The sequence below is a fragment of the Ruegeria sp. BG10 genome (genome assembly GCF_056538575.1).
The window spans coordinates 889,261-913,695 of the sequence record NZ_JBQFTI010000001.1 but is presented as its reverse complement, the minus strand read 5'-3'; the positions used below and the strand labels follow the sequence as shown (position 1 = coordinate 913,695).

The window sequence follows — 24,435 nt, the reverse complement described above, 5'->3', positions numbered from 1 at the left end:
GCCGATTTTTCCGATAAAATTGATCGGAAATTCACAAGTTAAATTATTGGTGATCAGGCCCTTTTGGCCGCAATATAAGCTTGGCACAAACAGGCTTTGTGTACCATAGTGGACCCAAGGGAAGGCAGGGGAGAGCCTTCCGGGGAGGAGCAAGTGGCCAAGGCCGCAAGCCACATCGAAATGCCGATTGGCGTCGTCGTGCGCAAAACACCTGGCGTAACCCGCTGGGCGAAGTGGAACTGGCGCGCCGTTGCCGTCCTGCCCGGGGCCGGGCCGGCTGACTGGCTGGAACTGCGCCGCGAGGGTGAAGCGGTCGAGTATCACGCCGCGACCCTGCCATTGACCTTGTGGGCGGACGAGACCGAAGCCTACATGGTCAACCTCTCGGATGGGCAACCTTCGATCTACCTTGTTCTTCGGGATGCGCTGGATGGCGACCGGCCCATGGAAGCCGTACTTGTCACAGCTTCCCCGTTCGAAGGGCAGGATTACGCGGACACCGGTGAGGAGATCGTCGAGAAAATCCCCATGTCCGAAGGGCTGATCGCCTGGGTTCGCGACTTTGCTCTGAAACATCACCGTGATGAGGTCTTCGTCAAACGGCGCCGCGACAAAAAGCGGACGGACCTTGTAGAAGACGGCAAGGGCGATGCGCGCATCCGTCAGGATTCCGACGTCTACCGCGCACCGCGGAGGGTCGTGCAATGACCGAAGCCCGCGATTTCTGGTCACGCCGCAAGGCCGCCGTTCAGGCCGAGGCCGAGGCTGAGGTTATCGCGGCAGAGGAACAGGCCGTCGCCGCGCAACAGGCCGAATTGGAAGAAAAGACAGATGCCGAGATTTTGGCGGAATTCAACCTGCCCGACCCCGATCAGTTGCAGGCAGGTGATGACGTTTCAGGGTTTATGGCCAAAGCCGTTCCCGACCGGCTGCGCCGCCGGGCATTGCGGCGCTTGTGGCGGCTGAACCCGGTTCTCGCCAATGTGGACGGGCTGGTCGATTACGGCGAGGACTATACCGACGCCGCCTGCGTGATCGAGAACATTCCGACAGCCTATCAGGTGGGCAAAGGCATGTTGGCGCATATCGAGGCGCTGGCCGCGGACCAAGAAGAAATTGAGGCGGAAACAGCGCCCAATTCACCGGAACCGGAATTAGATCCGGAGGTGCCGGAGGAACCCGTTCCGGCCATGGTCGCCGAAACAGATGACCCCGATGAAGTGGAAGCACCCCCTGCCCCGCGCCGCATGAAGTTTGAATTCGAAGGATGACCCAATGACCGCAAGCAACGCGCAAAATTTGGATGTCTCAGCCGAGGATCGCCTGCGCGCGGATTTCTACAATTTTTTGGGGCTGCTGCTGTCGGCCCCGCCGGACCAGATGCTGCTGGATCAGGTCGCGGGTCTGAGCGGTGACGACACTGATCTGGGTCAGGCCATTCAGGCCATGGCACGGGTCGCCAAGGTCACCAAGCCTGCGGCCGCGGAACGGGAATTCAACGCGCTGTTCATCGGTCTGGGGCGCGGTGAACTGCTGCCTTATGCCAGCTTCTATCTGACCGGGTTCCTGAACGAAAAACCTTTGGCTCAATTGCGCAATGACATGGCCGCGCGCGGCATCACACGGGCGCAAAACGTGTTTGAGCCCGAAGACAACATTGCCTCGCTGATGGAGATGATGGCGGGCATGATCGTCGGGCGTTTTGGCTCACCGGCCACACTGGACGACCAGAAAGCATTCTGGAGCAAACATATCGGCCCCTGGGCCACGCATTTCTACGCGGATTTGGAAGCCGCTGAAAACTCGGTTCTCTACGCCTCGGTCGGCACTGCCGGTCGGGTGTTCATGGAAATCGAACGAGAGGCCTTCCGGATGACGGCAGCGTGAACCGCTGCCACTCGCCAGCGCCTGATCGGGCGCTAGATCGCAAATGGGAAAGGAGAAGCCCATGAGCAAGACCAAGGAAGAAGGCGCCACGCGCCGCGACTTCCTGAAGCTGGCCGGAACCGCAGCGCCTGCTGCCGTCGCCGCCGCCAGTCTGAGCGGAGAAGCCGAAGCAGCAGAGCTGCCGACGGACGAAACCCGCATTCAGGATACCGCGCATACCCGCGCCTACCTGAAAAGCGCGCGCTTCTGAGCCGCGACGACAGCGCCCGGTTCCGAACCGGACGATGTCACGAACCGACTGACGGTTGCGATTGGCCCTGACGTCGGCACCCGCAGTACCAAGCCAGCCGTGGCTAACACGGCGCGCAAGGGAGGAAAGAAATGCTTAGGAAAAAGACCAACGGGGTTGCGAGACGCCCCCAGCGGACAAGTATCCTGTCCCAGATCGGCGAAAAAACCGTCGATCGCCGCGCATTCCTGCGTGGCTCGGGCCTGACGATCGGCGGCCTCGCCGCGATCAGCGCCACGGGTGGAACCGTGACGCCCGCCAGCGCCCAGACAGCGGCCAATCAGGCCGTCGAAAACATCAAATCCGTATGCACCCACTGCTCGGTCGGCTGTACAGTCGTCGCCGAAGTGCAGAACGGCGTCTGGGTCGGGCAGGAACCCGGCTGGGACAGCCCGTTCAACCTGGGTGCGCACTGCGCCAAAGGGGCCTCGGTCCGCGAGCACGCCCATGGCGAGCGCCGTCTGAAATATCCGATGAAAAAGGAAGGTGGCGAGTGGAAGCGCATCAGCTGGGAAGAGGCGATCAACGAGATCGGCGACGGCATGATGAATATCCGCGAGGAATCCGGGCCGGACAGCGTGTACTGGCTGGGCTCGGCCAAGCATAACAACGAACAGGCTTATCTGTTCCGCAAGTTCGCCGCCTATTGGGGCACGAACAACGTGGACCATCAGGCGCGTATCTGCCACTCGACCACTGTTGCGGGTGTTGCGAATACATGGGGCTACGGCGCCATGACCAATTCGTACAACGACATCCACAACTCACGTGCCATCTTCATCATCGGCGGCAACCCGGCCGAGGCGCACCCTGTCTCGCTGCTGCATGTTCTGCGCGCGAAAGAGCAGAACAACGCCCCACTGATCGTCTGCGACCCGCGCTTTACGCGCACGGCTGCCCATGCGGATGAATATGTCCGCTTCCGCCCCGGCACAGACGTTGCGCTGATCTGGGGTATCCTGTGGCACATCTTCGACAACGGTTGGGAGGACAAAGAGTTCATCCGCACCCGAGTCTGGGGCATGGACCAAATCAAGGAAGAGGTCGCCAACTGGACGCCGGAAGAAACCGAACGCGTGACCGGAGTACCCGGTTCGCAGCTCAAGCGCGTTGCCCGGACCATGGTCAACAACCGCCCCGGCACGGTGATCTGGTGCATGGGTGGCACTCAGCACACCAACGGCAACAACAACACCCGCGCCTACTGTGTGCTGCAGCTTGCGCTTGGCAACATGGGCACTTCGGGGGGTGGCACCAACATCTTCCGCGGCCATGACAACGTGCAGGGCGCAACAGACCTTGGTGTTCTGTCCCACACTCTGCCCGGTTACTATGGTCTGTCCAACGGTGCCTGGGCGCATTGGAGCCGCGTCTGGGGCGAAGATGTCGACTGGCTGAAGGGTCAGTTCGCCACGATCAAGGACAAGGAAGGCAAGGACAAGCCGCTGATGAATGAACGCGGCATCCCGGTTTCCCGCTGGATCGACGGCGTTCTGGAGGACCCGGCGAACATGGATCAGGACAACAACGTCCGTGCCATGGTTCTGTGGGGCCACGCGCCGAACTCGCAAACGCGGGGCCCGGAGATGAAGACGGCGATGGAAAAGCTGGACATGCTGGTCGTGATCGACCCGTATCCCACCGTTTCCGCCGTTCTGCATGACCGCACCGACGGCGTCTACCTGCTGCCGGCCTGTACGCAGTTCGAAACCCGTGGCTCGGTCACGGCCTCGAACCGCTCGCTGCAATGGCGCGACAAGGTGGTTGATCCGCTGTTCGAAAGCCTGCCGGACGAGGTCATCATGGCCAAGTTCGCCAACAAGTTCGGCTGGGCGGATCGGTTCTTCCGCAATATCGAGATGGAGGACCCCGAAACCCCGAATGTTGAAAGCATCACGCGTGAGTTCAACTCGGGCCTCTGGACCATCGGCTATACCGGTCAGTCGCCGGAACGTCTGAAAAGCCATATGGCCAATCAGCACACGTTCGACAGAACCACGCTGCAAGCCATTGGCGGACCCAATGACGGCGAGTACTATGGTCTGCCTTGGCCCTGCTGGGGCACGGCAGAGATGGGTCATACGGGGACACCGAACCTCTATGACATGTCCAAACCAGTGGCCGAAGGCGGCCTGACCTTCCGCGCCCGCTTTGGCGTGGAGCGGGATGGTGACAACCTGCTGGCCGAAGGGGTCTATAGTGTTGGGTCGGAAATTCAGGATGGTTATCCCGAATTCACGATGCAGATGCTGATGGACCTTGGCTGGGACGGTGACCTGACGGCCGAGGAACGCGCGGCCATTGACGCCGTTGCGGGACCAGAGACCAACTGGAAAACCGACCTGTCCGGCGGTATCCAGCGGGTCGCGATCGAGCATGGCTGTGCGCCGTTCGGGAACGCAAAGGCCCGCGCGGTCGTCTGGACCTTCCCGGACCCGATCCCACTTCATCGCGAGCCGCTCTATACCAACCGGCGCGACCTGGTGGAGGACTATCCGACCTACGAGGACCGTCAGGCCTATCGCCTGCCCACCCTTTATGCCTCGATCCAGAAGAACGACTTTTCAAAGGATTACCCGATAATCCTGACGTCAGGTCGTCTGGTTGAATATGAAGGCGGCGGCGAGGAAAGCCGGTCGAACCCGTGGCTGGCTGAGTTGCAGCAGGACATGTTCGTCGAGATCAACCCGCGCGATGCCAACAACCTTGGTATCCGTGACGGGCAACAGGTCTGGGTCGAAGGTCCCGAAGGCGGCAAGGTCAAGGTGATGGCGATGCTGACCAACAGGGTCGGTGCCGGCGTGGCCTTCATGCCGTTCCATTTCGGCGGCCATTTCCAGGGCGAGGATCTGCGGGACAAGTACCCCGCAGGCGCTGATCCCTATGTGCTGGGTGAAAGTTCCAATACCGCCCAGACCTATGGCTATGACTCAGTGACCCAGATGCAGGAGACCAAAGCGACTCTCTGCAAGATCTCGGCAGCGTAAGGAGGACGATTAATGGCTAGAGCAAAGTTTCTCTGCGATGCTGAACGCTGCATCGAGTGCAACGCCTGCGTCACCGCGTGCAAGAACGAGCACGAGGTACCATGGGGCATCAACCGCCGCAGGGTGGTGACGATAAATGACGGCAACCCGGGCGAACGCTCGATCTCGGTGGCCTGTATGCATTGTTCGGATGCGCCTTGTATGGCGGTGTGCCCGGTCGACTGCTTCTATCAGAACGAAGAAGGTGTCGTCCTGCACTCCAAGGACCTGTGCATCGGTTGCGGCTACTGTTTCTATGCGTGCCCCTTCGGCGCGCCGCAATACCCGCAGGCGGGCAACTTCGGATCGCGCGGCAAGATGGACAAATGTACCTTCTGCGCCGGCGGCCCCGAGGAAACCCACTCGACCGCAGAGTTCGCCAAATACGGTCGCAACCGGATCGCCGAGGGCAAGCTGCCCATCTGCGCCGAGATGTGTTCCACCAAGGCCCTGCTTGCCGGTGACGGCGACGTGGTCTCGGCCATCTACCGCGAGCGCGTCGTCGCGCGCGGGTTTGGCTCGGGCGCGTGGGGTTGGGGCACGGCCTACGACCAGAAAGACGGCTGAGACCGTTTTCATGAACCAAACAGGCGACCCGCAATCGTGGGTCGCCTGATCCCGGATTTTGACCGAGGTTCAGATGTTCCGCTTACTCATTGCATTCCTGCTGACCATCGGGATGGCCCAGATCGTTGTCGCGCAATCGGGCGATGATCCGGCCGCAGAAATGGCCGACGAACGCGCCCGGACCGGCGGCGCCACGACGCTGGAAGACATTCTGGCACGGCAACGCGGTGAAAAAGTGGACAACAGCTATCGCTCGGAAAACACCGGTCAGGGCAATGTCGAAGGTCTGCTGGGCCAGTTCGGCACGCGCGGCGTTGCCTCGGACAGCGATGTCTATCGCGCACTGCGCTATGGCTCGGCGGATGTGACCGTGTCGTCCCATGGACCAGCGGACAGCGTGCTGATTCAGGACGGCGGCATGTGGTGGCTGAACTTCCGCACCGGGCCTCTGCGCGAGTACGGCACCTATATCCTTGGCGGGATGCTGGCCGTTATCTTGCTGTTCTTCCTGATCCGCGGAAGAATTCGCATCGACGGGGAAAAGACCGGCCGCACCGTCACCCGTTTCAACGGTTTTGAACGCTTTGGCCACTGGCTGTTCGCCGGGTCATTTCTGATCCTCGGCCTAACGGGCCTGCTGACGCTATATGGCCGCGACTTTCTGATCCCCATCTTTGGCAAAGAGGGGTTTGCCGCAATCGCTCAGGGCTGCAAATGGCTGCATAACAACCTCGCCTGGGCGTTTATGCTGGGGCTGATCATCGTCACCGTGAACTGGATTGCCCATAACATCCCCAACCGCACCGACCTGAAATGGCTGGCCGCCGGAGGAGGATTGTTCACCAAAGGCAGCCACCCGCCCGCACGGAAGTTCAACGCGGGCCAAAAGGTCATCTTCTGGGCCTGTATCCTGCTGGGCGTGTCCATCAGCCTGTCAGGGTTGTCCCTGCTGTTCCCGTTCGAACTGCCGATGTTCGCCAAGACATTCCAGGTTGCCAACACCACCGGCATTCCCCAGATGCTGGGCCTGGACCTGCCCGTTGAGATGTCACCGCAGGAAGAAATGCAGTACGCGCAGGTCTGGCACGTCATGGTGGCTTATGTCTTCATCGCCATCATCATCGCGCATATCTACCTCGGATCGGTTGGCATGGAGGGCGCGTTTGACGCCATGGGTACCGGTGAAGTCGAAGAGCAATGGGCCCGCGAGCATCATTCGCTCTGGCTGGAAGATGTGCAAAAAGACGAGACGGGCAAGGCCACCGCCTCACCCGCTGAATAGATGCGTCGCGTCCTGCTGGCACTGGCGCTGATCCCGCTGCCCGCTTGGGCCGAATTCTTTACGCTCAAGGGTCACGGCGGGCCGATCATGGGGATCGCCACCGCGCCGGATGGACGCATCGCCACGGCCAGCTTCGACAATTCTGTGGGCCTGTGGTCCGACCAGTCCCCGGAATGGCTGGAAGGGCACGAGGCCGCGGTCAACAGCGTCGCCTTCAACGGAACCGCGATCTATTCGGCAGGCGATGACTTTACCCTGCGCCGGTGGCCCGGAGGCGAGATCGTCGGGAAGCACAAGGGCAAAATTGTCGACCTCGCCGCCTCGAAAACGCATGTCGCAACTGCCAGTTGGGACGGTACGATCGGGCTTTGGCCGGTAGACGGTTCAGAACCCCGAATTCTGGGCCCTGTGGGTAGCGGGGTGAATGCTGTCGTGTTTTCCCCCGATGGCACCCGACTGTATTCCGCTGGGATGGACGGCGCGCTTCGACTTTGGGACATTTCTGAAGGTCAGGAAATTCAACGCGTTGTCGAACATGGGTTCGGCATAAACGAATTGGTGTTCAACGCGCAGGATGGCTGGATCGCCTATGGCGCTGTGGACGGTGTCACGCGCATTCGCGACCTGTCCACCGGAGAGGAACATGATTTCACCCTCGACCGCCGCCCGATCCTGGCGCTGGCACTTAGCCCGGATCGCAGCATGCTCGCTGTTGGGGATGGTGAAGGCTACATCATGATCATCGACACGGCCGAGTGGCGCATCGCACAAGATTTTCGCGCGACATTGCGCGGCCCGGTCTGGGCCCTGGCCTTTTCCACGGACGGTCAGAACCTCCATGCGGGCGGCATGGACGAAGCCATGTACAGCTGGCCTGTCGCTGCCTTGGGTGAACAGGCGCAGATGGCCAGTTCAGAACCCAGTTTTCTGAAAGACCCTGACGAGATGAGCAACGGAGAGCGTCAGTTCGCCCGCAAATGCTCGATCTGTCACAGCCTGACACCGGACGGGCAACGACGTGCCGGCCCGACTCTCTATGCCGTGTTCGGGCGCAAGGCCGGCACCCTGCCCGGCTATTTCTACTCGGACACGCTGCAAGACTCTGATATCATTTGGAATGACGAAACGATAAACGCTCTTTTCGACAAGGGGCCGGATCACTACATTCCGGGATCGAAGATGCCGATGCAGCGGATCACGAAGTCGCAGGACCGGGACGATCTGGTCGCCTTTCTGCGCCGCGCCACGGCACCGGAAAACTGAGCCGGAGGAGAATATGAAAGCCTTTCTTACAGCCGTCGCCGCAATGGTCGTGATCACGGTCGCCGCCCCCTTTGCGCTGGAGCAGATCGGTTTCAGCGCCGCAGATGCGGGTTCCGGCGCGGCGGTGCGGCTCGATTGAATGGCTGAATACCTGACCACCAAGGAGCTTGCCGACCTGCTGCGCATTGGCGAGCGTAAGGCCTATGATCTGGCTTCGTCTGGTGAAGTTCCCTGCGTGCGGGCCATGGGTAAGCTGCTGTTTCCCCGGGCCGAGGTCATCGCCTGGCTGAATGCCTCGCGGTCCGGCCCGCAGGTCGCCGAACCGCCCCTTCCGCCAATTGTGGCCGGCAGCCATGATCCCCTGCTGGACTGGGCATTGCGCGAAAGCGGGTCCGGGCTGGCGACGTATTACGACGGTTCGTTCGACGGGCTGACCCGGCTGCGGGACCGCAGCGCACAGGCGGCAGCCCTGCACATCCACGAAGCGGACGGATTCAACACCAGCGCATTGCGCGACAGCCTCGGTGAAGCCCCGGTCGTCCTTTTCGAGATCGCGCAAAGACAGCGCGGCCTTTTGCTGGCACCGAGTGTCGCGGGAATCTCCGGGTTTGCCGACCTCAAAGGGCGCAGGGTGATCCTGCGCCAGAACAGCGCGGCCAGCCAAAGGCTGTTCGACGCGCAGCTAGAGGCCCATGACCTGACCCGCGACGATCTGGACACCCTGCCCACCTGCGCCCGAACCGAAGAAGAACTGGCCATCGCGCTGCATGATGGCAAGGCCGAGGCGGGGTTCGGTCTGGGGGCATTGGCGGGGCTCTATGATCTTGGGTTCCTGCCCACCCATTCCGAACGTCTGGATCTGGCGATCTGGCGTCGGGCGTATTTTGACGCACCGATGCTGACTTTGCTCAGCTTCCTTCACTCGGAACGGTTCGCGACCCGCGCGACGGAGTTTGGTGGCTATGTCCTGTCCGGGCTGGGCACGATCCACCACAACGGCGCCAGCGGCTGAAACCGCGCTATTCTGCGTTTGGAAAAAACAACTGCTGGCCATCCAGCTTGTAAGACGCAATCGCCGCCTGTCCGTCCGGCCCGGTCAACCAGTCGATGAAGCGCTGACCAGCCGCCGCCCGCACGCGCGGGTGCTTCTCCGGGTTTACAAGGATCACGCCGTACTGGTTGAACAGCCGCGGATCACCTTCAAGCAGCACCTCAAGGTTGCCCCTGTTGCCAAAAGCCTGCCACGTGGCCCGATCCGTCAGCGCATAAGCCCCCATTCCGCTTGCCACGTTCAACGTGGCCCCCATGCCTGAACCGGTTTCCCGGTACCAGGTGCCAGAAGCGCCGGTCGGGTCGAGACCCGCATCACCCCAAAGCGCCATCTCGGCCTTGTGGGTGCCGCTGTCATCCCCGCGCGATGCAAAGGGCGCGCTGGCCTCGGAAATCGCGGTCAGCGCGGCAACGATGTCGTCGCTGCCTTTGACTTTGGCCGGGTCGGCTTTTGGCCCGATCAGAACAAAGTCGTTGTACATCAGATCGAACCGTTCCACGCCCCAGCCATCGGCCACGAACTGCTCTTCAGCGGGTTTGGCGTGAACCAACAGAACGTCACCGTCGCCGTTGATCGCATTTCGGATCGCCTGCCCGGTGCCAACGGCCACGACGCGCACGTCGATACCAGATTCCGCCTCAAACCCCGGCAGGATATAGTCAAGAAGCCCGGAATTCTGGGTCGATGTCGTGGACTGCACAACAATAAAGGGCGCTTCGGCCAACGAGGGGCCTGCAATAAGGCCAAGGGTTACCAATGCCGCCCGAATGAAATTTCGGATCATTTCGATCTCCGATCAATTGAATTACGTGACCAGCCCGCCAGCCAGATACCTGCGCGAGGCATCGCTTTCGGGGGCGTCCAATATTTGCCTTGCAACTCCGTGCTCAACCACGCGCCCGCCCTGCATCATCACGATATCGGCGGCAAGACGGCGGGCCTGACCGATATCATGTGTCACCATGACAATGCGCACCCCCCGACGGGATGCGCGCAGGATCATCCGCTCGATCATCTGGGTGGCGCTTGGGTCCAGCGCGCTGGTCGGTTCGTCCAGAAACAGTGTTTCGGGGTTCAGCGCCAGCGCGCGCAGAATGGCCAGACGTTGCGCCTCCCCCCCCGAAAGAGAGCGTGCCGATTGCCGGGCTTTGCCTTCCAGCCCGCCTTCGGCCAGCAGGTCGTCGATGCGGGGCCTCCGTTCGCGGCGGGGAATGCCCTGCCGTTTCAGCACAAAGTCCAGATTGGCGGCGACCGACCGGCGCAGCAAAACAGGTTGCTGAAACACCATTGCCTGGCGCGCCTTGTGATCGGCGTTCAGGATCGCCCCATCCTGCCTGATCTGACCGCTATCCGGCACGATCAACCCGTGCAAACATCGCAGAAGCAGGCTTTTGCCCGATCCGTTCGGACCCAGGATCAGGGTCGGCCCCGGCCCGTCCAGTGACAGTTGCGGAACATCCAGCAAAGCCTTGCCCTTGCGGGCGATCTGCACCCGCTCAACCGACAGGCAACTTGCCATTTCAGAGCCCAGATCACGCATGACGCAGCCCTTCCTGCTCGGCCCGCAGGCTAAGTGCACTGACCATGGCATTCACCGCCACCGCGATTCCGATCAGAATTGTGCCCAAGGCCAGTGCCAGTGCCAGATTGCCTTTCGACGTCTCCAGCGCGATGGTCGTGGTCATCACCCGTGTTACGTGATTGATGTTACCGCCAACGATGATGACCGCCCCGACCTCGGCGATTGCGCGGCCAAAACCGGCCAGCAACGCCGTCACCAGTGCCAACCGTGCATCCCACAGCAACACCGGCACAGAGGCCAGCCGCGACACACCCAGCGAGCGGAGTTGTTCGGAATATTCCTCGGCCAGAAGTTCCACCACCTGCCGTGTCAGCGCCGCGACAATTGGTGTGACCAGCACCACCTGCGCGATAATCATCGCTGTCGGCGTATAAAGCAGTTCCAGCACACCCAGCGGCCCCGAGCGCGACAGAACCAGGTAAACCAGCAAACCGACAACGACCGGAGGCAGCCCCATCAACGCGTTCATAAGGATGATCAGCATCCGACGCCCCGGAAAACGTGCTACCGCCAGAGCGGCCCCAACGGGCATTCCGATCAGCGCGGCGATAAGAACCGCAAATACAGAAACTTTCAGAGATAACAGAACAATCGCCCACAACTCGGCATCCCCGTTCACAATCAGGGCAAGAGCGGAACTGAATTCTGTTGCAAAGCTCTGCATTTTCTTCCAAATCTATCGCAAATCGTATGAATTGCGTTCATTTTCAAGAGAATACTAAGCCTTTCCTGCCTCAAGTACAGTCACATTCCGACCAATAGAAACAGAAACGCGGCCCCGATCGGAGCCGCGCAAATTCGTTTTGTTTGAACTGGTTCAGTTCAGGGCCGCATCCGTGATCTGATGGGTCCAGGCGCCATCGGGCTGCTTGGTGATCACCGGATCGGAACCTCCGGCCAGCAATGTGCCCACGGTGCGTTCAAAATCGGCCGGATCCAGCGCGCCGTTCGACCCTGCGGTCAGCTTTGCGATTTCACCCATCATCCGCTTTTGATGCTCTTCTGTCTGGGCGCCGGTTGCGTCGTTTTCCAGAACGATGTCGGCAGCCTCATCCGGGTTTTCCTCGGCATATTTCCAGCCTTTCATGGACGCACGCACAAAGCGTTCCATCTTATCTACAAAGGCCGCGTCGCCGAGGTTTTCTTCCAGAACGTAAAGACCGTCCTCAAGCGTGGCGACGCCCTGATCTTCGTATTTGAAGGTCACCAGCTCATCCGGGCTGACGCCAGCGTCGATGACCTGCCAGTATTCGTTATAGGTCATGGTGCTGATGCAATCGGCCTGACGCTGCAACAGCGGATCGACGTTGAAACCCTGTTTCAAGACTTCGACGCCATTCTCACTTTTGCCACCGGTGTCGATGCCCAACTGGCTCATCCAGCTCATGAAGGGGAATTCATTGCCAAAGAACCAGACGCCCAGAGTGCGGTTCTTGAGGTCTTCGGGTGAACCAATTCCCGCATCCTTCCAGCAGGTCAGCATCATGCCCGAGCTCTTGAAAGGCTGCGCGATATTGACCAGCGGCAGGCCCTTTTCCCGCGCGGCCAGAGCGGCCGGCATCCACTCCACGGTCACGTCGGCCCCGCCGCCCGCGATCACCTGTGTCGGCGCGATGTCCGGTCCACCGGGCAGAATGGTGACGTCCAGCCCCTCTTCCTCGTAGAACCCCTTGTCCTTGGCCACATAATAGCCTGCGAACTGCGCCTGTGTGACCCACTTGAGCTGCAACGTCACCTCATCCGCCGCAAGCGCCGCACTGGCTGCCAGGCTAAAGGCGGCGACCGCGCCGCTGAAAAGCTTATTCATCTTCATGTCTCCTAGTTGCTGTTGATGCCCCGTTTTCGGGGTCTGTTGAATTCCTTTTGTTATCCGCGTTGCGACGGGTGCCAGAATGTCACCGCCTTTTCGATCCCGGCCACAAGGCCATAAAATGCTGTTCCGGCCAGGGCCGCCACGACGATTTCAGCCCAGACCATATCCAGCGACAGTTGCCCGACGCTGGTCGAAATCCGGAACCCCATGCCCAGCGTGGGTGAGCCAAAGAACTCGGCCACGATAGCGCCGATCAGCGCCAGAGTCGTAGAAATCTTTAGCCCGTTGAAAATAAAGGGCATTGCGGCAGGCAGGCGCAGCTTCAGAAAGCTTTGCCAATAGGTCGCCGCATAAGTCTCCATCAGGTCGCGCTGCATGGCTGTTGCCTCGCGCAGCCCTGCGACCGTGTTAACCAGCATCGGAAAGAACACCATCACCACGACCACGGCCGCTTTGGAGTGCCAGTCGAACCCGAACCACATCACCAGAATGGGCGCGGTACCCACGATGGGCAGGGCCGCCACGAAATTTCCAACCGGCAGCAGACCAAGACGCAGGAAATCCCACCGGTCGACGGCAATCGCCATCAGGAAGGCTGCACCGCAGCCGATGACATAACCGCTCAGCGCGCCTTTGATAATGGTTTGCACGAAATCCGCCCACAAAACAGGCAGACTGTCCCAAAAACGGTCCCAGATGACCGACGGCGCCGGCAGGATGACCAGAGGCACATCCAGGCCCCGCACCACCAACTCCCAGATGCCAATGACGGTCAGGCCAAAGATCAGCGGGGCCAGAAACCCCACTAAGCGGGTGTCAGCATAAGGCCCGCTCGCCAGACGGCTGTTCAGCCACCAGCCCAACAGCCAAACACCAACAGCGCCAAGAATTGCAATCATTGCGCCATCCCCATCCGTTTCAGCACCGTGCGTTCGATCAGCCCCAGCAGTCCGACCAGACAAGCCGCGAGTATGGCCGCCGCGAACAGGGCCGACCAGATCTGAACGGTCTGTCCGTAATAGCTGCCAGCCAGCAGACGTGCGCCCAGACCCGCCACCGCACCTGTCGGCAATTCACCAACAATGGCCCCGACCAAAGACGCCGCGATGCCGATCTTGAGTGAGGTGAAGAGATACGGCATGGACGCCGGCAAACGCAGCTTCCAGAAGCCCTGCGCGCGGCTGGCATTGTAGGTGCGCAGCAGATCCAGTTGCATGGCGTCCGGGCTGCGCAGCCCCTTGACCATGCCAACAACCACCGGGAAAAAGCTCAGGTAAGCCGAGATGACGGCCTTGGGGATGATCCCCTGAATACCGACCGAGTACAGCACCACGATGATCATCGGCGCCAGCGCAATGATTGGAATGGTCTGGCTGACAATGGCCCAGGGCATGACCGACAGGTCCATGACCCGGCTATGCACGATCCCGACCGCCAGCAAAATGCCCAGCCCGGTGCCGATGGCAAAGCCCAGCATCGTCGCGCTGAGGGTGACCCAGCCATGATAGATCAGGGATCGTTTCGAGGTGATTTTCTTTTGAACCGTGGTCTCCCACATCTCGGTGGCGACCTGATGCGGCGCCGGTAATCGGGGCCGGTCCTGTGACCAGGTGGCCGGGATGGCAAAGCTGTTTTTCAGCACCAGTCCAATTTCCGACATATCCCGGCGATCTGCTGCCGATGGCGGCTGCACCTCTGCGCCCGCGCGCTCCTGCTCGGTCAGAACGCCCTTGATATTCATCGGAACACAGGCGGCGTACCAGAACACGCCAATGACCAGCAAAACCGTCAATACGGCCCAGAGGGCCCTGAACCCTGCGTTAGTCATCCGAATGCCCCGCTCTTAAACCTTCCCGCACGCGATGGGCGACTTCGATGAACTCGGGCGTGTCGCGAATGTCCAGCGGCCTTTCTTTCGGCAGCGGGCTGTCGATCACATCCGTAATTCTCCCTGGCCGCGGGCTCATCACCACGATCTTGGTGCTGAGATACACCGCCTCGGGGATCGAATGGGTTACGAAACCGATGGTCTTTTCCGTCCGCGCCCACAGCGCCAGAAGCTGTTCGTTCAGGTGATCGCGCACAATCTCGTCCAACGCGCCGAAGGGCTCGTCCATCAGCAGGATATCCGCATCAAAAGCCAGCGCCCGCGCGATACTGGCCCGCTGCTGCATGCCGCCAGACAACTGCCAGGGAAACTTCCCGCCAAACCCTTCCAGATCAACCAGTTCCAGGACGTTCTTTACGCGCTCATCCTGTTCAGCCGCGGAATACCCCATGATCTCAAGCGGTAATTTGATGTTCTTCGCAATGGTGCGCCACGGATATAACCCCGCCGCCTGAAACACGTACCCATAAGCCCGATTCCGCCGCGCCTCATCCGGGGTCATGCCGTTCACGGTGAGCTGCCCCCCGGTCGGGGTCTCAAGCGCCGCGATACAGCGCAGAAATGTGGTTTTGCCGCAACCAGAAGGGCCAATGAAACTGACGAAGTCGCCCTTGTCGACTGTCAGGTTCACATCCTTAAGCGCATGGATCGGCCCATCATTGGTCTGGAAGGTGAGATCGAGATGAGCAGCTTCGATAACACAGGACTGCTGCGCTGAATTTGTAGTCACTTTCACACTTCCTATTTCTTCCGCTGTTTCAGCGTCTTTTCGATGGCGAGCAAAGCAAGTGCCACGCCAAATGTTATTCCCAAGATAGAGAACACGACCGGGGACAATGCAATCAGCGGCTTCATTGACACGGGAACACCATTTGCGCCGACAATCAGAAATGAACCGATACACAGGACGACCAAAACCGACGTGAGAATTGCAAGCAAAAAGGCAGGTGTTTCCTGCATTTGAGCGTGCAGTATGTCAAAGGCCAGCATTATGAGCGGCGTCATGACGATTGCCGCCGCCGGAACCGCCAGAGCGCTCGCGAAGAGTCCCCAACCCCCGATTGCAGCAATCAATTCGCTTACAGATTGCGGGCAGAAAAATTCGCACCCGGCTCCAAACAGTTCGAGGTAAGTGATCGTCCAGGGAACAGCGTTGTACACGAAACAACTGACAAAAACCGCAAGAGAGAGGCGTTTTGCCAGCTTCCACGGCGACGTCACAGGTCGAACGTCAAGGGTCATCGCCCAATCCATCAAACCCCCGTCGCCGGAATCCCAGTCCGCTCAACCGGCCGCGGTGCCGTCAACTCTTTCCAGGTGCTCAAAGCCTTGTTCACGTGACCGTTCGGCTCGCGCGCAACGAAATCGCCGTGCCCTTCCTGAGTGCGGATTTCCCCGTCATGCACGGCCACGTGCCCACGGGTCAGGGTAAAGCGCGGCAGGCCCTTGACCTCCTTGCCTTCAAACACATTGTAGTCGATCGAGGATTGCTGGGTATCAGCACTGATCGTCTTGGTTTTTTCAGGGTCCCACACAACGATATCCGCATCCGCGCCAACAAGTATCGCGCCCTTTTTCGGATAACAATTCATAATCTTAGCGATGTTTGTTGAAGTGACCGCCACGAATTCGTTCATCGTCAAACGCCCGGTATTCACCCCATGCGTCCACAGCATCGGCATCCGGTCTTCCAGTCCGCCGGTCCCGTTGGGGATCTTGGTAAAGTCACCGACGCCATAACGCTTCTGCTCGGTCGTGAATGCGCAGTGGTCAGTGGCGACAACGCTCAGCGTGCCGGAATGCAGACCGTTCCACAGACTGTCCTGATGCTGCTTGTTCCGGAACGGCGGGCTCATCACCCTGCGCGCAGCATGGTCCCAATCCTGATGGAAATACTCGCTCTCATCCAGGGTCAGATGCTGGATCAGGGGCTCCCCCCACACCCGCTTGCCATTCATCTTTGCCCGGCGAATGGCTTCATGCGCCTCTTCACAGGACGTATGCACCACGTACAGCGGCACACCCGCCATGTCCGCGATCATGATCGCCCGGTTGGTGGCCTCACCCTCAACCTGCGGCGGACGGGAATAGGCATGCGCTTCGGGTCCGGTGTTGCCCTCGGCCAGCAGCTTGGCGCTGAGCTCAGCCACCACATCGCCATTCTCGGCATGCACCATGGCGATGCCACCCAACTCGGCCAAACGCTTGAACGAGGCGAACAACTCGTCGTCATTCACCATCAGCGCGCCCTTGTAGGCCATGAAATGCTTGAACGTGTTGATCCCGCGCGTCTCGATGACGGTCTTGATGTCATCGAACACCTGCTCGCCCCACCAGGTAACCGCCATGTGGAACGAATAGTCGCAATTCGCACGGGTTGACTTGTTGTCCCAGCGCTTCAGCGCGTCCAGCAGGCTTTCACCCGGATTGGGCAGCGCGAAATCCACGACCATCGTCGTGCCACCCGCCAGCGCCGCGCGTGTCCCGCTTTCAAAGTCATCGCTGGAATAGGTTCCCATGAAAGGCATCTCCAGATGCGTATGCGGGTCGATCCCGCCCGGCATGACAAAACAGCCGGTCGCATCCAGCTCTTTGTCGCCCCTCAGGTCCATTCCGATTTCAGTGATCACACCGTCTTCGACCCGCACATCCGCCTTGTAGGACAAGTCGGCGGTCACAACGGTTCCGTTCTTGATAACAGTACTCATTTTAAACTCCCTGATGCGGTCTGCGCCGCTTGCTTCATCTGGCCAAAAAAACCTCGGGGGAGTCGCCCCATGGGCGACGGGGGCTGAGCCCCCTATTCCACGATTTCCGCCGTCTCGACGACCGCATGAAACAAAACATCCGCCCCGGCCGCGGCCCATTCCTTGCTGATCTCTTCGGCCTCATTATGGCTCAGCCCGCCCACGCAGGGGCACATCACCATCGCCGTTGGGGCCACACGGTTGATCCAGCACGCATCGTGCCCTGCACCCGAGATGATATTCGTGTGCGAATATCCCAGACGCTCGGCCGCATCACGGACAGCTGCAACGCAGCCCTCGTCGAATTTCACCGGATCGAAACCACCAACCTTCTCGAACTCAACCTGCAAGCCCATTTCCTCAACGATATCTTCTGCCGCAACACGCAGACGGTTTTCCATATCGGTGATGACGTCCAGTTCGGGCGAACGGAAATCGACCGTGAAAACGACCTTGCCGGGGATCACGTTGCGCGAGTTCGGAAAGACATCGATATGTCCCGCTGCGCCAACGGCGTGCGGCGCGTGCGACCATGCGATCTCGTCAACCTTTTCAAGAATACGCGCCATTGCCAGCCCGGCATTCTTGCGCATCGGCATCGGGGTGGAACCGGTATGAGCGTCTTTTCCGGTCACGGTGACCTGCGTCCAGCTCAACCCCTGCCCGTGCGTGACGACGCCGATATCCTTTTCCTCCGCCTCAAGGATCGGCCCCTGTTCAATGTGCAACTCGAAAAATGCATGCATCTTGCGCGCGCCGACCTCTTCATCGCCGCGCCAGCCGATGCGTTTCAGTTCATCCCCGAATTTCTTGCCCTCGGCATCCTCACGGTCATAGGCCCAGCCCTGCGTATGCATCCCCGCGAATACGCCCGAAGACAACATCGCCGGGGCATAGCGTGTCCCCTCTTCATTGGTCCAGTTGGTCGCCACGATGGGGTGCCTGGTCTTGATGCCCAGATCGTTCAGCGTCCGGATGATCTCCAGCCCCCCAAGCACGCCCAGAACCCCGTCATACTTTCCGCCGGTGGGCTGCGTATCCAGATGCGATCCCACATAGACAGGCAAAGCCTCGGGGTCGGTGCCGTCGCGCCGGGCAAACATGTTCCCCATCTGATCCAGCCCCATGGTACAGCCCGCATCCTCGCACCATTTCTGGAACAGGGCGCGCCCTTCGGCGTCTTCATCCGTCAGCGTCTGGCGATTGTTGCCGCCCGCAGCACCGGGGCCGATTTTGGCCATCTCCATCAGGCTGTCCCAAAGTCTGTCGCCATTGATCCTGAGGTTCTGCGCCGGAGCTGCCATCTTGTTTTCCCCTGTTGCTTGCGATTTGGCTCGCTTTTGGTGTCTTGATTTGACCATATGGTCAAACTCACGCTATCACGGGTTCGACATCAGTCAAGAAATTGCAGGAGGCCGTCGGAATTTTTGGCAATATCGGCACCTGCTTGCCGGAAAAAGAGACAGCCTGAACGTATGCCCAAAGACCGCGCACCAACCAGAATTCAGAAAAAGAACCGGGCCGCAATCCTTGAGGCCGCACTGAACGTGTTTTCCGCCCACGGGTTTCGCGGCGCAACCGTGGATCAGATCGCGACCGAAGCGGGGCTGAGCAAACCGAATCTGCTGTATTATTTCCCGTCGAAAGAGGCGATTCACACCGCGTTGCTGTCCGGGCTGCTGGAATCGTGGCTGGCCCCCTTGCACGATCTGGACGCCGACGGTGACCCGATGGAGGAAATTCTCGCCTATATCCGGCGCAAGCTGCAGATGAGCCGCGAGTTACCGCGCGAAAGCCGTCTGTTCGCCAATGAACTGGTTCAGGGCGCGCCCCGCATTCACGATGCCCTATCCAATGATCTTCGGGTATTGGTCGATGAAAAGACGGCGATTCTGACGGGTTGGATGGACCAGGGGAAAATCGCGCGGCTGCACCCGTATCACCTGATTTTCTCGATCTGGGCATTGACCCAGCATTACGCCGATTTCGATGTTCAGGTCCGTGCGATTCTGAGCGAGGAAGACCCGTTTGAAGGGGCCGAGCCGTTCATGGACACGCTGTATCGCAAACTGCTGACACCATGAAGAAGGGGCCGAAAACCGGCCCCTTTTACTTTCGTTATTCCGCGGCTTTCGCCATCGGATTGTTCGGGTGTGTCGTCCAGTTGGCATAGTCTGGTTGCACTTCCAGTCCGGTGCGCGGATCAACCTCTCCGGCCGCCATCGGCACCATCGAAATACACCCTTCGACTGGGCAGACATCCACACAGAGGTTACAGGCGACGCATTCGTCATCGATGACCTCGAACACGCGGTCATCAGACATTGAAATCGCCTGGTGGCTGGTGTCTTCGCAGGCGGCATAGCAGCGGCCGCACTTGATGCACTGATCCTGATCGATCTTGGCCTTGGCCACGTAGTTCAGGTTCAGATACTGCCAGTCCGTCACGTTCGGCACCGCAAGGCCCACGATTTCCGAGACGTCCTTATAGCCTTTTTCATCCATCCACTTGGATAGACCAGCGGTCAGTTCATCGATGATCTTGAACCCATAAGTCATCGCCGCGGTGCAGACCTGAACGTTGCCGCATCCCAACGCCATGAATTCCGCCGCATCGCGCCACGTCGTCACGCCGCCGATGCCCGAAATCGGCAGACCGTGCGTGGCCTGTGCGCGTGAAATTTCGGACACCATCGACAGCGCGATAGGCTTCACCGCAGGGCCGCAATAGCCGCCGTGGCTGCCTTTGCCGTCAATCGACGGTTCCGGGCTAAATGTGTCCAGATTGACGCTGGTGATCGAGTTGATCGTGTTGATCAGCGACACAGCATCCGCGCCACCGTTCCTGGCGGCTTCGGCAGGCTTGCGGATATCGGTGATATTCGGCGTCAGCTTTACGATGACCGGACGGTCATAGTATTTCTTGCACCAACGGGTCACCATCTCGATATATTCCGGCACCTGCCCCACGGCCGAGCCCATGCCGCGCTCGCTCATCCCGTGCGGGCAGCCGAAGTTCAGCTCAATCCCGTCCGCCCCGGACTCAGACACGCGCGGCAGGATGGCTTTCCACGCCTCCTCCTCGCACGGCACCATGATCGAGGCGATCAGCGCGCGGTCCGGGTAGTCGGCTTTGACGCGCGCCATTTCCTCAAGGTTCACCTCCAAGGGCCGGTCGGTGATCAGTTCGATGTTGTTCAAGCCCAGCAAGCGCCGATCCGCGCCGTAAATCGCGCCATAGCGAGGGCCGTTCACGTTCACGACCGGAGGGCCTTCGGACCCAAGCGTCTTCCAGACGACGCCGCCCCATCCGGCCTCGAAGGCGCGGCGGACGTTGTATTCCTTGTCCGTGGGTGGCGCCGAGGCCAGCCAATAGGGGTTGGGGCTGGAAATGCCCAGAAAATCAGTTGTCAGGTTGGCCATGGCTTCTCCCTTCCCGGCTCAGCCGGTTTTCTTGAATATCATTTCGGTCGGACGAATGCGCCCGGCCTTGAGGTTTGTGACGTAGTTCTGAAACTTCTCGGGCGCCGTCTCGCCCATCATCAGGTGGATGCCCAAAGGCGGCGGGCCGCTTTCGGCGATGCGCGCAAAAACCTCTTCGAAGAATGTCAGCGCAAACTCTGTCCGGTCTGCCTCGGCGACCAGTTCCAGACCGGCCGCAGTGGCCGCGTCCTTGTAGATCTCCGGCGCGTCAACAAAGGATGTTTCGGCAACGGTTGACCAGGGTAGCGGGAAAGCCAGTGGCTCGTCCACGTCCCCGCCCATCACATCAAACAGGGCAAAGGTTCCATCCCAGGCAAGCGTTCGCGAAACTTCCGCAAAAAGCGCGTGCTTATCCGCAATGTTCATCCCGACATGCAGCATGACGGCAAGATCGAAACCGGCATCCGGCACCGGCATGTCCAGCGCGCTGCCGACCGCAAACCGCGCCTTGTCGGAATGCCCGACAAGAGCGCTCAACTCGGTTGCAGTCTCGACGAATTCCGGCGTCAGATCGACCCCGGTTACCGTCGAGTCGTAGCGGTCCACGATGTACCGGGACGTGCCCCCGATGCCGCAACCGACGTCCAGCACGCGCGTCGCGTGGGTTGGCGCAAGCTGGGCAAACAGGTGGTCCGTCGCAAGAACACCGCCGGTGTGGAACTCATCACCGGCCTTGAGGTCGGCAACCGTAGCAGCGTTGGGGTCAACGCCACTGGCCTTAAGAGCCTCACGAACGCGTTCAGTAAGGGCACCGGTTGTATAATGTTGCGCAATGGCTTGTTCGATCTGGGACATAAGAATACCTCAGCAGCGACAGAGATGGGCTGAATGCCTCATCCTATCACGAAACAAGCGTTGCGTGGATGTCCATCGCCGCATCCCGGCCTTCGGCCACTGCAGTCACGGTCAGGTCTTCACCCCCCGCCGCGCAATCGCCCCCGGCCCAGACCCCAGCCACCGAAGTGCGCCCGGTGCCGTCCACCGCGATCTTGTTGCCATCCAGCGCAAGGCCTTCCGGTGCGCCATCCAGCGTCTGGCCAATCGCCTTGAGGACCTGATCGGCGGGCAAACGCACCTTTTCTCCGGTTCCCGAAAGCTGACCGCCCTGACTGGACGTATATTCCAACTCGATCTCTGCGGCTGCGCCGTTCCCGTGCACGGCAACGGGCTGCACATTCGTCATGATCTTGACACCGTGCGAGGATGCCAAATCCTGCTCGTATCGGCTGGCCCCCATGGCGTCGCGGCCACGGCGATAGGCAATGGTGACATGCTCGGCACCCAGCAACTTGGACTTTACCGCTGCATCCACGGCGGTCATCCCGCCCCCGATGACGACCACGTTGCGGCCGACAGGCAGGTTCGCAAGATCAGAGGCTTGCCGGACATCCGAGATGAAATTGACCGCATGGCGGACGCCTTCCAGATCGGCCCCCTGCGCGCGCAGGGCGTTCACTCCGGTCAGACCGATGGACAGGAAGACCGCATCGTAATTCTCAACCAGCCCGTCCAGCGAGACGCTCTCACCCAGAACCGATCCGGTCTCAATCGTGATGCCGCCGATCTGCAGCAGCCAGTCGACCTCGGCCTGGGCAAAATCATTGGTCGATTTATAGGCGGCGATCCCATATTCGTTCAGCCCGCCCGGTTTTGGCCGGCTTTCATGGATCACCACATCATGACCCAGCATCGCCAGACGGTGCGCACAGGCCAGACCCGCCGGCCCGGCCCCGATCACGGCAACGGTTTTGCCCGTGGGCGCGGCCCGTTCAAACGGATGTTCGCCGTGAGCCATCACACTGTCGGTCGCATAGCGTTGCAGACGCCCGATTTCGACGGGCGCACCTTCGGCGGTCTCGCGCACGCAGGCTTCTTCGCACAAAGTCTCGGTCGGACAAACGCGGGCGCACATTCCGCCCAGAATGTTCTGCGCCAGAATGGTCTCACCCGCGGCTTCGGGCTGTCCGGCCTGAATCTGGCGCATGAACAGCGGAATATCGATATCCGTCGGACAAGCCGCCACACACGGCGCGTCATAGCAAAAATAACACCGATCTGCTGCCACTGCGGCCTCGTGCGGGGCCAGTGGCGGATGCAGATCCGCGAAATTCGAGGTCAGCTCATCGCTGGAAAGCCGCCCGGATACGATACCGGGTGCCATCTGGCCCTGTGCCATCACTCTACTCCCTGTAGATATGTTTGTTATGCATCCAGCTTGCCACAATCTGATTTTTTATCAATTGGTAAAATTTGCCAAATGGTCAAAAAAAGCAAAATCCGGCCCAATCCCCCCGAATACAAGACGATTTTGCCTGATTTTCCGGCAACAAATCTGTTCTGAGCGGGAAATCCCCTCGCCCCGACATTGACCGAACCGACCAATCCCCGCCTCGAAACTTGCTCATGGGCCCTTGGTTACGTCTGGTTTTGACGCCCCCTCCTGCGTACTGTAGGCCGGACAGACCCCAAGCAGTGCCGGACAACGGCCCAATACCCGAAAGTCACGCGATGCAGGCCAGCCCCCCGAATTTCAATATCGTCGTCATCGGGCAAAACAACCGGCTTCAATACGAGGCGCTGCTGTTCGCGGCCTCGCTGCGTCACAGTTCGCCGGGTTTCGGCGGGCGATTGTTCGTTGCAGTGCCGCAGCCCGGGCCGAACTGGCAGCAGGACCCCAGCATCCGGGACGAGGATGTCCTGAAGGCCCTGCGCCAGTTGGACGTCGAAATTCTGCCCTTTGACAGCCTCGTCTTCGGCGACAGCTATCCTTACGGCAACAAGATCGAAGCCCTGCTGGCGATGCCGGAAGGTGAGCCCTTTGTGTTTTTTGACAGCGACACGCTGATTACCGGCGACCTGACCGGCGTGCCTTTTGACTTCAACACGCCCGGCGCGTCATCAAAGGTGGAAGGGACGTGGCCCAAACCCACATTGTACGGCCCCGGTTTCGACGATATCTGGCGCGCGCTCTATCGCCGCTTCGGGCTGGATTTCGACAGCGCGCTGGATACCAGCCAGCCCAAAGACTACTGGCGGCGCTACCTGTACTTCAACGCCGGGTATTTTTTCCATTCCTGCCCGCGCAGGTTCGGAGAGCGTTTTCTGGACTATGCCCGCACGATCCGGGACGAGGATATCCCCGAATTGACCGGCCAAAACCTGGACCCGTGGCTGGATCAGGTCGCGCTGCCTCTGGTCATCCATTCCTTCGGCGGGCGCCGCGATGCCCTGCCCGCCGGTCTGCTGGACGGCTCTGTCAGTTGCCATTACCGCCTGTTTCCGCTGCTGTACGCCCGCGAAAGCGATCGCGTGATCGAGGTGCTTGAAACCGTAGTGGCCCCGAACAGGATCAAGAAGGTCCTCAAGGGATATGACCCGATCAAAAAACTTGTGATACAGGGCAAGGGCCGCAAAATCCGCGATATGTTCGACCGCAACGACCTGCCGCAGCGCGAGCAGGTCATTCGCAAGACGATCAAAAGCAAGGGCCTGTGGATGCGCTGACAGTTTTGTTGTGCGCAGGCCCTCAATCGCCTAGAGATTCTGCAAGGCACATT

25 protein-coding genes are annotated in these 24,435 nt (G+C 60.2%); 12 read left to right on the top strand and 13 right to left on the bottom strand.

Going from position 1 to position 24,435, the window contains the following annotated elements; translation table 11 throughout:
• The first annotated feature begins 153 nt into the window (after nt 1–153).
• From ACR0D8_RS04485 to ACR0D8_RS04440, 10 genes are all read left to right on the top strand, one after another.
• Entirely contained in the window at nt 154–708 is a 555-nt protein-coding gene (locus ACR0D8_RS04485; RefSeq protein WP_480644865.1) for a DUF3305 domain-containing protein, read from the top strand.
• The gene (locus ACR0D8_RS04480) at nt 705–1,271 is read left to right on the top strand and encodes a DUF3306 domain-containing protein (RefSeq protein WP_480644863.1); all 567 of its coding nucleotides are present in this window, start codon (nt 705–707) and stop codon (nt 1,269–1,271) included. The genes ACR0D8_RS04485 and ACR0D8_RS04480 overlap by 4 nt, the downstream gene beginning before the upstream one ends.
• A gap of 4 nt (nt 1,272–1,275) precedes the next feature.
• Nucleotides 1,276–1,887 carry a TorD/DmsD family molecular chaperone gene (locus tag ACR0D8_RS04475; protein WP_475159906.1) on the top strand — a complete coding sequence of 204 codons (612 nt, stop codon included), beginning with the start codon at nt 1,276–1,278 and terminating at the stop codon, nt 1,885–1,887.
• A 61-nt stretch (nt 1,888–1,948) separates the two neighbouring features.
• The gene (locus ACR0D8_RS04470) at nt 1,949–2,137 is read left to right on the top strand and encodes a ubiquinol-cytochrome c reductase iron-sulfur subunit N-terminal domain-containing protein (protein WP_475159904.1); all 189 of its coding nucleotides are present in this window, start codon (nt 1,949–1,951) and stop codon (nt 2,135–2,137) included.
• 131 nt (nt 2,138–2,268) lie between these two features.
• On the top strand, nt 2,269–5,163 hold the full coding sequence (locus ACR0D8_RS04465; protein ID WP_480644861.1) for a formate dehydrogenase subunit alpha: 2,895 nt from the start codon (nt 2,269–2,271) through the stop codon (nt 5,161–5,163).
• A gap of 12 nt (nt 5,164–5,175) precedes the next feature.
• A complete protein-coding gene (fdh3B, locus tag ACR0D8_RS04460) occupies nt 5,176–5,769 on the top strand; it encodes a formate dehydrogenase FDH3 subunit beta (protein WP_037307340.1) in 594 nt (197 codons plus the stop codon).
• A 73-nt stretch (nt 5,770–5,842) separates the two neighbouring features.
• A complete protein-coding gene (locus ACR0D8_RS04455) occupies nt 5,843–7,051 on the top strand; it encodes a formate dehydrogenase subunit gamma (protein ID WP_480644859.1) in 1,209 nt (402 codons plus the stop codon).
• A complete protein-coding gene (locus tag ACR0D8_RS04450) occupies nt 7,052–8,314 on the top strand; it encodes a c-type cytochrome (protein WP_480644858.1) in 1,263 nt (420 codons plus the stop codon).
• Between the two features lie 13 nt (nt 8,315–8,327).
• Nucleotides 8,328–8,453, top strand: coding sequence for a hypothetical protein (locus ACR0D8_RS04445; protein WP_480644856.1), 126 nt, complete (start codon nt 8,328–8,330; stop codon nt 8,451–8,453).
• Nucleotides 8,454–9,326 (top strand): substrate-binding domain-containing protein, encoded by an 873-nt coding sequence (locus ACR0D8_RS04440; RefSeq protein WP_480644854.1) that lies wholly within the window; start codon nt 8,454–8,456, stop codon nt 9,324–9,326.
• 7 nt (nt 9,327–9,333) lie between these two features.
• On the opposite strand, the gene ACR0D8_RS04435 is transcribed toward ACR0D8_RS04440, so the two are convergent.
• From ACR0D8_RS04435 to ACR0D8_RS04390, 10 genes are all read right to left on the bottom strand, one after another.
• Nucleotides 9,334–10,149 carry an ABC transporter substrate-binding protein gene (locus ACR0D8_RS04435; RefSeq protein ID WP_480644853.1) on the bottom strand — a complete coding sequence of 272 codons (816 nt, stop codon included), beginning with the start codon at nt 10,147–10,149 and terminating at the stop codon, nt 9,334–9,336.
• A 21-nt stretch (nt 10,150–10,170) separates the two neighbouring features.
• The gene (locus ACR0D8_RS04430; RefSeq protein WP_480644851.1) at nt 10,171–10,905 is read right to left on the bottom strand and encodes an ATP-binding cassette domain-containing protein; all 735 of its coding nucleotides are present in this window, start codon (nt 10,903–10,905) and stop codon (nt 10,171–10,173) included.
• Complete coding sequence (locus tag ACR0D8_RS04425) at nt 10,898–11,611, bottom strand: ABC transporter permease (protein ID WP_480644850.1); 714 nt, start codon at nt 11,609–11,611, stop codon at nt 10,898–10,900. Before ACR0D8_RS04425 ends, ACR0D8_RS04430 begins: the two co-directional genes overlap by 8 nt.
• Nucleotides 11,612–11,764: 153 nt before the next feature.
• Nucleotides 11,765–12,754 carry an ABC transporter substrate-binding protein gene (locus ACR0D8_RS04420; protein ID WP_475159877.1) on the bottom strand — a complete coding sequence of 330 codons (990 nt, stop codon included), beginning with the start codon at nt 12,752–12,754 and terminating at the stop codon, nt 11,765–11,767.
• Between the two features lie 59 nt (nt 12,755–12,813).
• Nucleotides 12,814–13,659 carry an ABC transporter permease gene (locus ACR0D8_RS04415; RefSeq protein WP_475159875.1) on the bottom strand — a complete coding sequence of 282 codons (846 nt, stop codon included), beginning with the start codon at nt 13,657–13,659 and terminating at the stop codon, nt 12,814–12,816.
• Nucleotides 13,656–14,588, bottom strand: a complete 933-nt coding sequence (locus ACR0D8_RS04410; protein WP_480644849.1) for an ABC transporter permease — start codon at nt 14,586–14,588, stop codon at nt 13,656–13,658. Before ACR0D8_RS04410 ends, ACR0D8_RS04415 begins: the two co-directional genes overlap by 4 nt.
• Nucleotides 14,581–15,378 carry an ABC transporter ATP-binding protein gene (locus tag ACR0D8_RS04405; protein ID WP_480644848.1) on the bottom strand — a complete coding sequence of 266 codons (798 nt, stop codon included), beginning with the start codon at nt 15,376–15,378 and terminating at the stop codon, nt 14,581–14,583. Before ACR0D8_RS04405 ends, ACR0D8_RS04410 begins: the two co-directional genes overlap by 8 nt.
• A gap of 11 nt (nt 15,379–15,389) precedes the next feature.
• Complete coding sequence (locus tag ACR0D8_RS04400; protein ID WP_480644847.1) at nt 15,390–15,890, bottom strand: hypothetical protein; 501 nt, start codon at nt 15,888–15,890, stop codon at nt 15,390–15,392.
• A gap of 11 nt (nt 15,891–15,901) precedes the next feature.
• Entirely contained in the window at nt 15,902–17,356 is a 1,455-nt protein-coding gene (hydA, locus tag ACR0D8_RS04395; RefSeq protein ID WP_475159864.1) for a dihydropyrimidinase, read from the bottom strand.
• Nucleotides 17,357–17,448: 92 nt separating this feature from the next.
• Nucleotides 17,449–18,699 carry a Zn-dependent hydrolase gene (locus ACR0D8_RS04390; RefSeq protein WP_480644846.1) on the bottom strand — a complete coding sequence of 417 codons (1,251 nt, stop codon included), beginning with the start codon at nt 18,697–18,699 and terminating at the stop codon, nt 17,449–17,451.
• Between the two features lie 171 nt (nt 18,700–18,870).
• On the opposite strand from ACR0D8_RS04390, the gene ACR0D8_RS04385 reads away from it, so the two are divergent.
• The gene (locus ACR0D8_RS04385) at nt 18,871–19,479 is read left to right on the top strand and encodes a TetR family transcriptional regulator C-terminal domain-containing protein (RefSeq protein ID WP_480644845.1); all 609 of its coding nucleotides are present in this window, start codon (nt 18,871–18,873) and stop codon (nt 19,477–19,479) included.
• Nucleotides 19,480–19,513: 34 nt separating this feature from the next.
• On the opposite strand, the gene preA is transcribed toward ACR0D8_RS04385, so the two are convergent.
• Genes preA through ACR0D8_RS04370 form a run of 3 tightly spaced genes read right to left on the bottom strand, consistent with a single transcriptional unit; the run spans nt 19,514 to nt 23,054 of the window.
• Complete coding sequence (preA, locus tag ACR0D8_RS04380; RefSeq protein ID WP_480644844.1) at nt 19,514–20,818, bottom strand: NAD-dependent dihydropyrimidine dehydrogenase subunit PreA; 1,305 nt, start codon at nt 20,816–20,818, stop codon at nt 19,514–19,516.
• 18 nt (nt 20,819–20,836) lie between these two features.
• The gene (locus ACR0D8_RS04375; protein ID WP_480644843.1) at nt 20,837–21,673 is read right to left on the bottom strand and encodes a methyltransferase domain-containing protein; all 837 of its coding nucleotides are present in this window, start codon (nt 21,671–21,673) and stop codon (nt 20,837–20,839) included.
• Between the two features lie 46 nt (nt 21,674–21,719).
• Entirely contained in the window at nt 21,720–23,054 is a 1,335-nt protein-coding gene (locus ACR0D8_RS04370) for an NAD(P)-dependent oxidoreductase (RefSeq protein ID WP_480644841.1), read from the bottom strand.
• Between the two features lie 332 nt (nt 23,055–23,386).
• Between ACR0D8_RS04370 and ACR0D8_RS04365 the strand changes: the two genes are divergently transcribed.
• On the top strand, nt 23,387–24,382 hold the full coding sequence (locus tag ACR0D8_RS04365) for a hypothetical protein (RefSeq protein ID WP_480644840.1): 996 nt from the start codon (nt 23,387–23,389) through the stop codon (nt 24,380–24,382).
• Nucleotides 24,383–24,435 lie beyond the last annotated feature (53 nt).